This window comes from Vibrio sp. 10N.286.52.F8 (assembly GCF_041468745.1).
Classification (GTDB): domain Bacteria; phylum Pseudomonadota; class Gammaproteobacteria; order Enterobacterales; family Vibrionaceae; genus Vibrio; species Vibrio crassostreae_C.
Genome location: NZ_JBFRJF010000044.1, coordinates 151,250 through 165,414 on the forward strand (window position 1 = coordinate 151,250; position 14,165 = coordinate 165,414).

Annotated in this window: 11 protein-coding genes; 9 read left to right on the forward strand and 2 right to left on the reverse strand. The window is 43.2% G+C overall.

The genetic code is table 11. The features are described 5' to 3' along the window. Positions 1-251: 251 nt before the first annotated feature. Both AB4133_RS19815 and AB4133_RS19820 read right to left on the reverse strand, forming a co-directional pair. Positions 252-1,013, reverse strand: coding sequence for a glycosyltransferase (locus tag AB4133_RS19815; RefSeq protein WP_372225479.1), 762 nt, complete (start codon positions 1,011-1,013; stop codon positions 252-254). Continuing rightward, entirely contained in the window at positions 1,010-2,893 is a 1,884-nt protein-coding gene (locus AB4133_RS19820) for a polysaccharide biosynthesis protein (RefSeq protein WP_372225481.1), read from the reverse strand. The genes AB4133_RS19815 and AB4133_RS19820 overlap by 4 nt, the downstream gene beginning before the upstream one ends. A gap of 171 nt (positions 2,894-3,064) precedes the next feature. Here AB4133_RS19820 and AB4133_RS19825 point away from each other — a divergent pair, with 171 nt between their 5' ends. The 9 genes from AB4133_RS19825 (at position 3,065) to AB4133_RS19865 (ending at position 13,980) form a co-directional block, all read left to right on the forward strand. After that, complete coding sequence (locus tag AB4133_RS19825; protein ID WP_372225482.1) at positions 3,065-4,009, forward strand: UDP-glucose 4-epimerase family protein; 945 nt, start codon at positions 3,065-3,067, stop codon at positions 4,007-4,009. Positions 4,010-4,122: 113 nt separating this feature from the next. Next, positions 4,123-4,671 (forward strand): sugar transferase, encoded by a 549-nt coding sequence (locus AB4133_RS19830; protein WP_372225498.1) that lies wholly within the window; start codon positions 4,123-4,125, stop codon positions 4,669-4,671. Positions 4,672-4,939: 268 nt separating this feature from the next. Then, positions 4,940-5,185, forward strand: a complete 246-nt coding sequence (locus AB4133_RS19835) for a hypothetical protein (RefSeq protein WP_017060480.1) — start codon at positions 4,940-4,942, stop codon at positions 5,183-5,185. A gap of 120 nt (positions 5,186-5,305) precedes the next feature. Further along, positions 5,306-6,010 (forward strand): YjbF family lipoprotein, encoded by a 705-nt coding sequence (locus tag AB4133_RS19840; protein ID WP_372102982.1) that lies wholly within the window; start codon positions 5,306-5,308, stop codon positions 6,008-6,010. Between the two features lie 84 nt (positions 6,011-6,094). Continuing rightward, on the forward strand, positions 6,095-6,958 hold the full coding sequence (locus AB4133_RS19845) for a capsule biosynthesis GfcC family protein (RefSeq protein ID WP_372225486.1): 864 nt from the start codon (positions 6,095-6,097) through the stop codon (positions 6,956-6,958). Continuing rightward, positions 6,958-9,225 (forward strand): YjbH domain-containing protein, encoded by a 2,268-nt coding sequence (locus AB4133_RS19850; RefSeq protein WP_372225489.1) that lies wholly within the window; start codon positions 6,958-6,960, stop codon positions 9,223-9,225. Before AB4133_RS19845 ends, AB4133_RS19850 begins: the two co-directional genes overlap by 1 nt. Positions 9,226-9,949: 724 nt before the next feature. After that, entirely contained in the window at positions 9,950-11,083 is a 1,134-nt protein-coding gene (locus AB4133_RS19855) for a polysaccharide export protein (RefSeq protein WP_017070582.1), read from the forward strand. 116 nt (positions 11,084-11,199) lie between these two features. Next, a complete protein-coding gene (locus AB4133_RS19860; protein ID WP_017069276.1) occupies positions 11,200-11,640 on the forward strand; it encodes a low molecular weight protein-tyrosine-phosphatase in 441 nt (146 codons plus the stop codon). Between the two features lie 168 nt (positions 11,641-11,808). Continuing rightward, positions 11,809-13,980 (forward strand): polysaccharide biosynthesis tyrosine autokinase, encoded by a 2,172-nt coding sequence (locus tag AB4133_RS19865; protein ID WP_372225492.1) that lies wholly within the window; start codon positions 11,809-11,811, stop codon positions 13,978-13,980. Positions 13,981-14,165: the final 185 nt, after the last annotated feature.

Consider the following 14,165-nt stretch of genomic DNA (forward strand, 5'->3'; position numbering starts at 1 on the left):
ATCATGCTATGTAACGCTAGTTCTAAATAAGTAACAATAATTTGATCTGATGTACGATAGTGAGCGAGAAGATCGTGCATCAGTTCATAACCGTCTGAATTTGGGTTACAGACCTATAAAGGTTGAAATCGCGTAACGAACTATTGAGCCTTTCTCATATACAATTTTTGATGGTTTCAGTGGAGTTGTTACTTAACTCGAGTTGAAAGGATATAGTTTAATTAATAATAAATAAGAATGTTTTAAGTGCTTTATTTTCGTTCTAATATAGAGGTAATAAAATACCGAAAGTTACTGTGTGCATAATATATGAAGGTCTTTGTAAAAATACTTCTATTGTTAAACTGTGCATCATGTATAGCTTTATAGTAAGGATAATAGGTAATTAATATATCTTTCATGCTAGCTCTTCTGCATATGTCAGCATCTTCAAAGTACATGAAATATTTTTCATCAAACCCATTTAACTGTTCATAAACTGAAAACTCGAATAGTAAAAATGACCCTGCAGCCCAATCAACATGAAGAGAAGTACTAATTTTAGACTTATCATAATGATCGGTTCTTTTCATACCGAATAACGTTTTAATTGGATTGAGTAGTGATGGGAATCGACGAATAGAGTTATCATAAATGGTCATTTCTCTATCTCGATATAAGTTAATGGTAGAAATTAGACTATTATCTTTCTTAACTCTTTTTAATAGCTCAAATATTGTGAATGCATCAATTTCTACATCTGGATTTAATACTAGGAAATAATCATTATTTTTCATGCCTAACTTTTTTTCGGCATATCGAAATACTTCATTGTTGTTAGCTCCAAATCCTTTTCTATTGGTTCCTTGAATTAGATGAATTTGATTTTCTTCACAGTACTTCTTTAACGAAGTAGAGGCTTGGGTGTTCGATTTTAAAATGACTTGATGTTCCAACGCCAAATCTTTCAAGGTTGAGTTGCCACAAATCATCTCATCATGATTATGGTTTACTACTGAGATAAATAAAGTCACAGTTTTGTACTCTCTTGTTTTTGTGGCTGATACCCAGTTGGGGAATCTAATAGAATTGTCATAATGCATTCTTCATCAAAGTTATGGCAACACCCGTCGAGTTGTTCCAAAAGAGGTTGCATCTCATTCCAATGTAGCATCTGCTCTTTGGCCGTCATGATTTTTTGATGGCCGCTTCCCTCCACATTATCTCCAATCAAAAGCTCTTCATAAAGCTTTTCTCCTGGGCGTAATCCGGTGAACTTTATAGATATATCGCCTTCTTGAGAATCCCCGTCGACATGCTCTTGCATACCCATCAAATGAATCATGCGTTTTGCAAGGTCTAGAATCTTGACGGGTTCCCCCATATCAAGAACAAATACTTGTCCGTTGTGACCCATGGCGCCAGCTTGGATAACCAGCTGAGCTGCCTCAGGTATAAGCATAAAGTAGCGAATGATATCTGGATGAGTGACGGTTACAGGGCCGCCACATTTTATTTGCTTTTTAAACAGTGGAACAACAGACCCTGAAGAGCCCAAAACATTACCAAAGCGTACCATTGTGAAATTGGTGGTGTTTTGCTTATCTGCCAACGCTTGAAGAACCAACTCAGCCATGCGCTTGGTTGCCCCCATTACGTTAGTTGGTCTCACTGCTTTATCTGTTGAGATTAGAGTGAAGTTTTTTACCCCTGTTTGGATCGCAGCTTCAGCGCAGGCAAGCGTGCCGAAAACGTTGTTGCGAACACCCTCAACGATGTTATCTTCAACTAACGGAACATGTTTATAGGCTGCAGTATGGTAAACAGTTTCAACTCCATGCGCTGTCATCAGTTTTTCTAAGCGGTTTTGTCTCTGAACGGAGCCAAGAGCTGCAACGATTCGAGTTTCGCTTTTTAAGTTTATCTTTGTTGAATTGAGCTCCTGGTCGATTTTGTAAAGGTTGTATTCATTGAGCTCAAATAGAACGAGTGTTTTGGGTTTTTGTGACATAATTTGTCGACATAACTCAGAGCCGATGGAGCCACCAGCGCCAGTAACCATAACATTCTTATTGTAAATGTTTTGCGCTAGCAGCGCCTTGTCTGGGTCAACCGCGGCTCTACCAAGTAGATCTGCAACATCAAGATCTTTCACTTCAGTTGCTGTCGCTTTACCCGCAGCTATATCTTCTACTGATGGCACTGATTGAACTGCGATCGGCCAGTGTGACAATTTTTCCACTAGTCTGAGTCGTTCGCCTTTATTGATCCCATTTATGGCTAAAAGTAGTTTCACGGGTTGATAAAGTGATTGGAGGTGTTCAAATTCACTTGGGTGGTGGACCTTAAGCCCAAATAATATTTGCCCCGATTTTGTTGGATCATCATCAAGTAATACTACTGGGTTGTATTCGTCTCCCTGAATTAGGGCATACGTTAAATCGCGACCTGTAGCCCCGGCACCGTAGATAAATACATTGGGTTTTTTGCGTTTGATCATCTGATCATAGGCAGAGCGGATCATTATCCTTGGTCCACCTAAGGTCAGTATTGCTAGCCCTGCATAGATAAACGGGACACTTCTAGGGATAAAGGTATGAAAAAAGAATCCGCTCATAACTAAGGTTAGAGATGAGATAAATACCGCAAGGAAGATGTTACCGACGGCAGGAAACATCATATAGCGTAGTACTGCTCGGTACATGCCAAGTTTGGCGAAGGTGAATACCGTGACTGAAATTGTCAAAAGTAATGTGACCCACTCGTCTAGCCCTAGCTCAAATGTATATGTACCTAGCCTTAAAGCAATAGCAAGATAAATAGACATTGCTATTGCAAAGATGTCGTAACCAATACTAATTAAGCGTTTATTTTTCCGCTTGGTGTTGAGAATTGCTCGTATTGGCTTGATCATTGTTGTCCCTGAGATATTGATATTTGTTTAGCAATCGCTGCACAATGTTTTTATTCAAGATATTTTAATGCTGTTGAGTGCGGTAAGCTAGATGTTATTGATGGTTCTGTGGTGCTCAGGAGCATTGCTATTAATTTCGCTCATTATTTGTTCTATTGAGGCCGTTTTGTTATGAATATTTTAGTCACAGGTAGTACTGGTTTTGTCGGCTCTAGAGTTGTTGAGTTGGCCAAAAAGCGAGACTGGGCAGTCATTCCGGTTGTGCGTAAGCAAATAGAGCCACTAACTAATAGCTTGGTTATCCCTTCCATTGATGCTTCTACCGATTGGTCTGGTGCATTCGAAGGTGTGGATTGTGTTGTTCATTGTGCTGCTCGAGTGCATCAAATGAATGAGAGTGAGCAAGGTGCTTTAACTGCCTATCGAGATATCAACACCCTTGGCACTTTGAACCTAGCGAAGCAAGCCGCTGAAGCGGGCGTTAAAAGGTTTGTATTTGTCAGCTCTATTAAAGTTAACGGTGAATTCAGTGAGCCAAATTTACCCTTTGAACCGAATTTAAAGAATACTCCGCAAGACCCTTATGGTTTGAGCAAGTATGAAGCTGAAGTTGAGTTGGCTAAGCTTTCAAAAGAGACAGGGCTAGAAGTGGTTATCATTAGGCCTCCATTAGTTTATGGGCCTGGCGTCAAAGCAAATTTCTTATCTATGATGCGTTTGATTGATAAAGGCATTCCGTTACCGTTTGGTGCTATAAAGAACCAGAGAAGCTTGGTTTATTTGGATAATTTGTCCGATTTGATACTAACTTGTTGCGAGCACCCTTCAGCTCCGGGCTATACCTTCTTAGCTTCTGATGATCAGGATGTATCGACAACTCAATTGATGCAAACCATCGCTCATGCTATGGGGAAATCACCGCGATTAATTCCAATCCCAATGTCTTGGATACAAGCTGGATCGTCAGTTTTAAATAAACAGCACATAGCGCAAAGAATATGCGGCAACCTCCAAGTGGAGATAGGTTTGACGAAAGAGATATTGGGATGGAACCCCCCTGTAAGTTTTGAACAAGGGATCAAAAGAACCGTAGAAGCTTACTTGAAGTCGCATTGATGCGTTTTAGGTAGTTTATGGCTTTCTTGTCCATAAATTTTTCAGGTATCCTTTATTGATTAGTGGTGCTTATAGTGCCCCCACGTTTTCAATCCGAATTTGATAGGACACATATTTTGATTCGTATATTAGATTTTATTTTTGCTTTCTTTGGCTTGTTGTTCCTTTGGCCTGTATTTGTTGTTATTTGTCTCCTCGGCTATTTTGATACGGGTTCTCCTGTCTTTTTTCAGACCCGAGTTGGTCGCAACAAAAAGCCATTCACTTTAGTTAAATTCCGCACTATGCCAGTGGAAACAAAATCTGTTGCGACTCACTTAGTTGGCGCTAGCTCTGTCACCAAATTAGGTGGATTTCTACGTAAAACGAAACTGGATGAACTACCACAGTTATACAACGTCCTGAAAGGTGAAATGAGTTTGGTTGGTCCGCGACCATGCTTATTCAATCAGCAAGAGCTCATCAATGAAAGAGAGTCGAGAGGAGTGTTGTCGGTTAGGCCTGGCGTAACCGGACTAGCTCAAATCAATGATATCGACATGTCGACACCGAAAAAACTCGCGGAGTGGGATCAACGCATGATTCAGACGTTGAGTACTAAATTGTACTTTCAATATATTATTCAAACCTTACTAGGTAAAGGCTCGGGCGACAGGGTTTAGTTAGATATGGTTTACGCTCTCTTATGATCATTGGTACTGGCTTCTGCGTTATACAAACATAGCTTTGTTGACCTCCACAGTCTCTAAGGCCATTTTTATGTGACGCTATTTCCTAAATATTGCTTTATAAGGTATTGCTTATGATTTATCCATTTACTTGATTGTGGTTATTATCTATCATGATCAATCAGTTGTTTAAGCTGAGCAACTGTTTGAGGGTGTGAAAATCATCTTCTACATATAAACGTTTATATTAATGGAAATCATTATGAAAAAGATGGCTCTAGCAGCTGCATTAGCAGTTAGCTTCTCAGGTGCTGCATTTGCAGCTGAAGAAACAGCAGCGGCGGGTACTGGTTCAGGTACTGGTACAGCAGCAGGCGCTGGTGCATCTGCAGCTGCAACTGGTACGGCTACAACAGTAGCAGTAGCGACAGCAGCAGTAGCGGCAGCAGCAGCAGTAGCGGTTGCTTCTAACGAAAGCGGTGCAACAACGACAACAACGACTCGATAATTTTTGAGTAGGCGTTTAAAACCATTTTATGTGAAAGCATAAAGTGGTTTTTTTATATCTAATTGATTAATTTTCCATATTGGACATCAGCAACCAGATTGCTAGGAAGCAGAACTCGTCATGCTTAAACCTCTAATCATATCTCTTGGTCTTTTTCTTGCTGGTTGTTCTCAGCAGTTTCAAGACGTTAACTCTACTTTTGATGAAGCCTTTTTTGGAAGCTCCGATGTTGAGCTATCCAAGGAATACATTCAAACGTTACCTTATTCCAGCATTTATGCCGAAGTGAATGACCAAGGTAAGATCTTCATGGTCTTAGCGTACGTCGGTGAAAACCCGCAAACGGGCGCAGAGCAGTTAAAGTGGATGTCTTCTGACAAAGCGATGATCGTCACTGAAAATGGACGTGTCGTACAAACGCTATTGCTTCCTTACGAAAACCTTTCTGGTTTGGCATTCCAACCGTTAAATACATTCTCTTCTGCAAACAGCTCGTCGCCAGACTCTGCTTATGCGTTTGATGTGTCAGCTAACCCCGGTGCCCAAAAGTGGCAAGCGGTTTACGACTGGCAACCTAACTATCGATTCGGCTATAAAGCGAACATCACCCGAACGTATGTGGGAAATGACACGGTTGAAACTCCGTTAGCGTCTATCGATACCAAGAAATTCCAAGAAAAAATTCAATTCCCAATATTAGAACAAGACATCACCAACGAATATTGGGTCGACAGCGAAGGCAAAGTGGTAAAAACCATACAGTATTTAGGCCCTGATATGACAAGGCTTGAGTTAACCGTCCTTAAGCATTATCAAAGCAATTAACGAACAGGGTAATGAACTAAAATGATGAATTATATGAGTCATACATCAAAAATGACGGGGCGTCGGTTGCCATTGGTGAGAACTATGTTAACGATGAGAGCTCTGTTAATGATCAGCGCTTTATTTGCTTTGAGCTCCGCTTCTTCGGCTTCTGATCTTGTTACGCCTGAACGCTCTTCGTCGATTAAAACAACAATCGAGCTTCCTCTTCAAGGTGTGACGCTTGAGTATCAAACTAACGTTCGACTGCTTCGTGTATTAGACGACGCAAACGTGAATGCGAGCTCTAACGCTAACGGTACTATTGGTTACTTCCCCCTTTCGGCTCAACTGTTTGATATAACCAATACTGAAGCGACTGCAGTTACTGGATTTAAAGAAGCTAACCAAGCTATCGAAGCCAAAAAGCGCAATGTACTGAACCAGCTTGAAGCTTTCGCAGTAGAAGAGCCAGAAGCAAACTTAGTGCGCCAACAGTTAGCCTCTTTCCAATATCTCAATCGAGTTTTTATTGAGCTAGACCGTAATGCCGTTATCTCTCAATCAGATAAGAACCCACTGCTTGTTTCAAGTTCTCATACTAACAAGCCGTCAGACAGTCAAACTCAAGCCTTTTCCCTGTACTTACCACAACGACCAACGTCAATTCAGTTGATGGGGGCAATGAAAGAGTCGGTAACAATGAATCTGATTGAGCATGGAACGTTGAATGATTATCTCGATGCATTGCCGAATGGCTTTATTGGTGAATCTGCAGATAAAAGCGTGGCTTATGTTGTTCAGCCAGATGGCGTGGTACAAACCATTCAATACGCATACTGGAACGAACAGCCGGTTTACTTAGCACCAGGTGCCATCGTATTTATGGCGTTCTACTCTTTGCCATCGGAATACTCAACGTTGAACCAAGATATTGTCGATTTGCTACGTCATAAGGTTGGCCTGTAATGCTGAAACAGAAATCATTCCCTCTATCGGCAGTGTGTGCATCGGTTACCTGTGCTTTATTAATGACCAATAGCATGTCGACTAGAGCAGAAACAATCATTGATTCCTCTTCAATTCGAGCAGAAAAATCCCCATTCGATGATACTGAATACAGAACATCGCAAATGAACTTTGGTGGTGTTGGCTTAATGCAAATGCCAACAGGCCGAATGGCCCCAGAAGGTGAGTTCAACTTTAGTGCTTCGTTTAATAACGAATACTACTTTTATAACGTCAGCCTGCAGGTGATGCCTTGGCTTGAAACCACCATTCGTTACACACAAACGCAAGACCTGTATTATAGCGGTAGTGGCAATCAAGACTGTTCTCAGAATTCATTCAGTGGCTGTACCAAGCACACCGATAAAGGCATCGACTTTAAACTGCGTTTAATCGAAGAAGGGTACTACTTACCAGAAGTGTCAGTAGGCGTGCGTGACTTCGGTGGTACTGGCTTGTTCGATGGCGAATTTGTCGCGGCAACCAAGCGTTTTGGGCCCGTTGATTTCACTTTGGGCATGGCTTGGGGATACATGGGCACCAGTGGCAATTTCACTAACCCACTGTGCAAAGCCAGTGACAAGTATTGTGAACGCCCGTCTGATTTTAAAGGCAATGGCGGCAGTGTTGACTTTGAACGCTGGTTTAAAGGCGATGCTGCAATTTATGGCGGCTTTGAATACCAAACCCCTTATAAGCCGTTAACCTTAAAGCTTGAATACGATGGCAACGATTACTCTCAAGACTTCCCTGTAGTACGTGGTGGTGTCGACATGACACAGCACACGCCATGGAACGTGGGTGCTGTGTACCATTTTACGGATTGGGGTTCGGCGAAAGTGAGCTATGAGCGAGGCGATACTTTAACCCTTGGCTTCGATCTTTCTACCAACTTCAATGAAATGTATTCTGTGTGGCGAGATACTGAAACAGCAGAATTGCGCCCAAGCGATGTCGAGACGGTTGATGATATTGATATGGCGGCCCTTGCAAGCCAACTTGAAACGATCGCTGGTTATGAACAAGCGCAAATCTTGGTCGACGATAACAGTATTGTGGTAAAGGGTACTCAGGTTAAATACCGCGACAGAGATATCGCCCTTGAGCGTGGTGCGACCGTGATTGCCAACGCGGTGCCGAGTTACATCGATACTTATAAAATCATCGAAAATGATAAATCGATGGAACTCACTGAGACAACGGTAGATGCCCAAGCGTTCAAAGCGGCGGCTAATAACAGTTATCTCAATGCTCAAACCAGTGATGCAACCGATACTCACGAGTTAGAGCGTAAGAAATCCGTTATTTATCATGATGGGCGTGAGCGATTCGATGTGTCGATTTCACCAAACCTAGCGCAATCGTTCGGTTCGGCTGAAAACTTCTATTTATACAGTTTGGGTTTATACACCAACGCTTCGTTCTGGGCGTTAAACAATGTTGAACTGTCGGGCTCTTTGTACGTTAACTTAGTCGATAACTACGACAAGTTTAACTATACCGTCCCATCAGACGGCACTGACCAAACGCCAAGAGTAAGAACCTTATTCCGCTCTTACGTTGACGATCCGGTTCGCTTAGATCGCTTACAACTGACGTGGTTTGAAGACTACGGCAGCGGTGTCTACACCCAAGCTTACGGCGGTTACCTAGAGAGCATGTTCGCGGGTGTGGGTGGCGAAATCCTGTATCGACCATTCAACCAAAACTGGGCCATTGGTGCAGACATGACTGCAATAAGCCAGCGCGATCCAGAAAGCTGGTTTGGCACGTTTGATGAAGAGATCCAAGTCAATCCTGATAACAGCAACCGAACGTACAAAGTGATCGACAAAGGCACTACTGGCTTTATCACTGGTTACTACACCCCACAATGGGACTTCTTGAGCGATACCTTGCTTAAAGTGGGCGTCGGTAAATTCCTTGCGGGTGATATCGGGACTCGTGTCGATTTCTCTAAGCAATTCAAGAGTGGCGTTATTGCCGGTGCGTTTGTCAGCTTAACCGACATGACAACGGAAGAGTACGGTGAAGGCAGCTATACCAAAGGCTTCTATGTATCGATTCCGTTTGATCTTGTTACCGTGAAACCAAGCTCAAGCCGCGCTGGCTTTACCTGGTTACCGATCACACGTGACGGCGGCCAAGTGCTGAACAAGCAATACAACTTGTTCGATCAAACCGATGCTCGCTCACCTTGGTTCCAAAGGCCGAGTAGCGTTAAGTAGATCGAAAGCAGATGCGGGTGACGAGTAAGCGGGATACGAAGAGTGGGGAAAGAGCAGTCTCGAATAATCGAATAACGAATAACGAATAGCTTAAGATATCGTGATATTCATTGGGTCTAGCTTTTGGTTCTCCCCCTTGAACGCCGTTCGTTTTTGATCGGTGATGTTCATCAAAGGGGGAGTTAGAGGGGGATATTAATCTATGTGTTACCAACCCCTCCCAGCCTCCCCTTATGTTGGTATTTTCTGCCAAGCAACAGTTGTGATAAAGGGGAGGAGCTAAAAGCATCCCGACACGGCTTTAGGCTCTTCGTTTACTCGTATCTCGCTACTCTCATCTGCTCTTTAGCTCTTCGCCACTAGTTCACTCGCATCCCGTATCTGCTCTTTAACCATTCAACTAGGTTGATAATAAACACAAATTGTGGATAATGCATACGCAATAAAATAACCGGGTGAAAGTCCGATCTTTGGCTCGGTTTATGACAAAAAACCTCTATCTCAATTCCAGATAGATAGAGGCAGATTAACTACGCAGTGTGATGTCGCGGAATATCAAAGGGCGGTAGCGTTCCTATCTTTGATATTAAGTGGGAGCGATATCACAGTAATAGCCCTCCTTAACTCTATTAAATACTGCGTAGCTGATAAAATTGTTTGTTCTAACTTCTTAGGGTGTCCTTTGGGATATCACGACACATTCCGTTTCTATGACTTGGTTAACATGAAGATTAATAAAAATCGTCTCCTTTTAGCGCTCCTTCCTGTATTGCTTGCAGGGTGTACTACTCCAGGAACTCACCTTTCTACTGGCAACAAGAATGTGATTCAGCCTTCAGAGGAACAGCAAGAATCTGATATCTCTGATGTGGTTAACCTTTACCCACTGACAGCTCAATCAGTATCGACTTACCAAACGGGTACATTGTCGGTGTCACAAGCCAACCCTGAACTCGACGTAGACATCGCAAAGTATGAATACAAAGTCGGTGTGGGCGATATCTTAAATATTACGATCTGGGATCACCCTGAACTGACCATTCCTGCGGGCTCTTACCGTAGCAGCACAGAAGCGGGTAACTGGGTTCATGCAGACGGCACCATCTTCTACCCATACATTGGTACAGTAGAAGTTGCAGGAAAAACGGTTCGTGAAATTCGTTCTGATATAGCGGAACGTTTGGCGAAATACATCGAAAGCCCTCAAGTTGATGTAAACGTAGCGGCTTTCCGATCTAAGAAAACCTACATTACCGGTGAAGTATCTAAACCTGGCCAGCAGCCAATCACTAATATTCCATTAACTTTACTAGATGCAGTGAACCGCTCTGGTGGTTTGTCTGAAAATGCAGATTGGCGAAATGTTTCATTAACCCGCAATGGCGTGGAAGAGAACCTTTCACTTTACGGTTTAATGCAACGTGGTGACCTAACCCAAAACCGCTTACTGCAAGCCGGTGATATTGTTCACGTACCGCGTAATGACAACCAGAAAGTGTTCGTGATGGGTGAAGTGAACGATCCTCAACTACTTAAGATTGATCGCGTTGGGATGAGCCTAACCGAAGCACTCAGCAACGTAGGTGGTATTAACCAGCTGACGGCAGATGCAACGGGTGTGTTTGTGATCCGAACTTCTGATGATAAATCAGAACGCATGGCAGACATCTACCAACTGAATATGGAAGATGCATCAGCTTTAGTGATTGGCACCGAGTTTGATTTAAAGCCTTATGATATTGTTTACGTAACGGCAGCGCCAATCAGCCGCTGGAACCGTGTAATCGGTCAGCTTGTACCAACCATTTCAGGCTTCAACGACCTAACCGAAGGTATGTTGCGCGTTCGTAATTGGTAATAAGCCCTGGTTTGTAATAAACCCTAATTAATCATCAGGTTGCATTGTACGTGTAACCTGATTTTTACATCTAAAAGTAAACCCAGCTTATAAGCCCAATACAATTAGAGACCATTATGTTTAATAAAATTTTAGTCGTATGCGTGGGCAACATTTGTCGTTCCCCGACTGGAGAGCGAGTTTTACAAAACTTGCTGCCCAACAAAGAAGTGGCCTCTGCCGGTATCGCGGCCGAGAAAAGCCGTTTAATTGGTAAGCCTGCAGACGACACTGCCATTTTAATCGCCGCTGAAAATGGGGTTGATGTTGAAAACCATCAGTCTCAGCAAGTTACGCCACAGCTTTGTGCTCAGTATGACTTGATCTTGGTGATGGAGAAGGGCCATTTAGAAGCGCTTACTCAAATATCGCCGGAGGCTCGCGGAAAAACGATGCTGTTTGGTCAGTGGATTGGCCAGAAAGACATTCCTGACCCTTATCGTCAAAGTCGTGAGGCGTTTGAACACGCTTATAAGCTGATTGACGAAGCGGCGCAAGCTTGGGCAAAAAAACTGTAGGTTTAAATGCAATAGATTTTAGATGCAGTAGGTTTTAAATAGACAGCTTTTTAAATGTCATGCTCTAAATGTAGGCATGGCAAAGCCACCAACGGAATAATATAAAAGAGAAGTACGCGGAGCGTATATAGTCTCTTAAATAGCAATACTTTAGGAAGTAGCAAACAAATGACAACACAACCCTCTCAGCAATCGCATACAGATAACTCTGATGAGATAGATTTAGGAAAACTGCTTGGCATCTTATTAGATGCTAAATGGCTAATCATGCTCACCACATTCGTTTTTGCTGTGTTTGGTATTGCGTTTGCTTTGCTTTCGACGCCGATATACAAAGCGGATGCCCTGATCCAAATTGAAGAGAAAAGCTCTGGTGGCATCTCTTCTATGGTTGGTGATATGGGGGAATTGTTCTCTCAGGAATCTTCTGCCACGACAGAAGTGGAGATCATCAAATCGCGTATGATCTTGGGTGAAACGGTTGATAAGTTTAACCTCACCACGGTGACATCTCCCAACTATGCACCTATCGTAGGTAAAGGTTTTGCTCGCTTAACCGGTGACATCAACCACATTGCGGTTAGCCGTTTCAACATGCCAAGCTATGCGAGCGACTACGGGCACACGATCCAGATCCTAGATGCCGAGCAGGGCACTTACCAATTAGTTCGCGACGATGAGCGCGTTATCCTAAAAGGCAAAGTGGGTGAGCTAGCAACAGCAGACGACTACAGCTTGTTTGTGGCAGGTTTTGAATCACATAACGATTTTGAATTCTCTATTAGTCAACGTAGCCGACTAGAAGCGATCGAATGGTTGAAAGCTTCTTTGTCTTTGTCTGAGCAAGGTAAGCAAACCGGTATTTTGAAGCTGAGCTTTGAAGGCGAAAACAAACAACAGATTTCTGAAATACTGAACCACATTAGCCAGATCTACTTTTTACAAAACGTGAAACGTAATTCAGCGGAAGCAGAGAAGAGCCTACAGTTCTTAGAGAGTCACCTTCCTGGTATTAAATCTGAGTTAACTGGTTATGAAGACGTACTAAATAATTATCGCCAAAAGAACGAATCGATCGACTTGGGCTTAGAAGCACAATCAACCTTGAAGGTAATGGTCGAGCTTGAAGCGCAATTGAATGAACTGACGTTTAAAGAAAGTGATATCAGTCAGCGTTTCACTAAAGATCACCCGGCATATAAGTCACTGATTGATAAGCGTAAAACGTTGTTGGGCGAGCGAGAGCGCCTGAACAAGCAAGTACAAAAGTTGCCAAAAACACAACGTGAAGTACTGCGTATGACACGTGATGTTGAAGTAAACCAACAGATCTACATCCAGCTATTAAACAAGGTTCAAGAGCTGAGCATCATTAAAGCGGGTACGGTCGGTAACGTTCGTATCTTAGATGACGCGCAAGCTTATGCTCGTGCCGTTAAACCTAAGAAGCCGCTGATTGTTGTGTTAGCAACGCTATTGGGTGGCATGCTAAGTGTCGCGTTTGTATTAGTAAAAGCAGCGTTCCACCGTGGTGTGGAAAGCCCAGACCAAATTGAACAAATCGGCCTGCCTGTTTACGCAGCGGTACCAAAATCTGATTTGCAGGTAGAGCTCACTAACCGTTTTAAATCGAAGAAGAAGCAAACTAAAGGGACTCAAGCACTACTTGCTGAATCGAACCCTGCTGACCTTTCGGTTGAAGCGCTGCGTGGCCTTCGTACCAGCTTGCACTTCGCAATGCTAGAAGCGAAAAATAACATCTTGATGATCTCTGGCCCTGCGCCAGGCATTGGTAAATCATTCATCTCGACTAACTTTGCCGCAGTAGCCGCAAAAACAGGCCAGAAAGTATTGTTGATTGATGCCGATATGCGTAAAGGTTACCTACAACAAAGCTTTGGTGTGAACTGGGATAACGGCCTTTCTGATGTATTGAGCAGCAAGCAAGAGTTCGCTCAATCAGTGAAGTCGACACCAGTAGAAAACCTAGAAATCATTACCCGCGGGCAAGTACCACCCAACCCATCTGAACTGCTTATGCACCCGCGCTTTGCAGAACTAATGGAATGGGCATCAAAAGAATATGACTTGGTGATTGTCGATACCCCGCCCGTACTTGCGGTAACCGATCCAAGCATTGTCGGCGCCTTCGCTGGCACCACATTAATGGTCGCGCGTTACGGTCAAAACACCATTAAAGAGATCGATGTAGCTCGCAACCGCTTCGAACAATCGGGTATCGAAGTGAAAGGCGTTATCTTCAACGCCATCGAGAAGAAAGCATCAAGCTCATACGGCTACGGTTACTATAATTACGCATATTCGAGCGACAAGAAATAAAGTTAAAGAGCAGTAACGAGATGCGAGTAACCGGGTAAACGAAGAGCTAAAGACAGTAACGGGATGCGAGTGGCGAGATACTAAAAGCGCCACTCGAATCCGTTCTTCATCTCTTGTTACTCGTTTACCCGCTCCGCTGCTCGAATCTGCTCTTTTAGCTCTTCGAATCCCGTCTACCCGCCACT

Excerpts from the sequence above, each read along its gene's own strand:
- AB4133_RS19820 (WP_372225481.1), bottom strand. The coding sequence starts at position 2,893 with ATGATCAAGCCAATACGAGCAATTCTCAACACCAAGCGGAAAAATAAA.
- AB4133_RS19825 (WP_372225482.1), top strand. The coding sequence starts at position 3,065 with ATGAATATTTTAGTCACAGGTAGTACTGGTTTTGTCGGCTCTAGAGTT.
- AB4133_RS19835 (WP_017060480.1), top strand. The coding sequence starts at position 4,940 with ATGAAAAAGATGGCTCTAGCAGCTGCATTAGCAGTTAGCTTCTCAGGT.
- AB4133_RS19840 (WP_372102982.1), top strand. The coding sequence starts at position 5,306 with ATGCTTAAACCTCTAATCATATCTCTTGGTCTTTTTCTTGCTGGTTGT.
- AB4133_RS19845 (WP_372225486.1), top strand. The coding sequence starts at position 6,095 with ATGTTAACGATGAGAGCTCTGTTAATGATCAGCGCTTTATTTGCTTTG.
- AB4133_RS19850 (WP_372225489.1), top strand. The coding sequence starts at position 6,958 with ATGCTGAAACAGAAATCATTCCCTCTATCGGCAGTGTGTGCATCGGTT.
- AB4133_RS19855 (WP_017070582.1), top strand. The coding sequence starts at position 9,950 with ATGAAGATTAATAAAAATCGTCTCCTTTTAGCGCTCCTTCCTGTATTG.
- AB4133_RS19860 (WP_017069276.1), top strand. The coding sequence starts at position 11,200 with ATGTTTAATAAAATTTTAGTCGTATGCGTGGGCAACATTTGTCGTTCC.
- AB4133_RS19865 (WP_372225492.1), top strand. The coding sequence starts at position 11,809 with ATGACAACACAACCCTCTCAGCAATCGCATACAGATAACTCTGATGAG.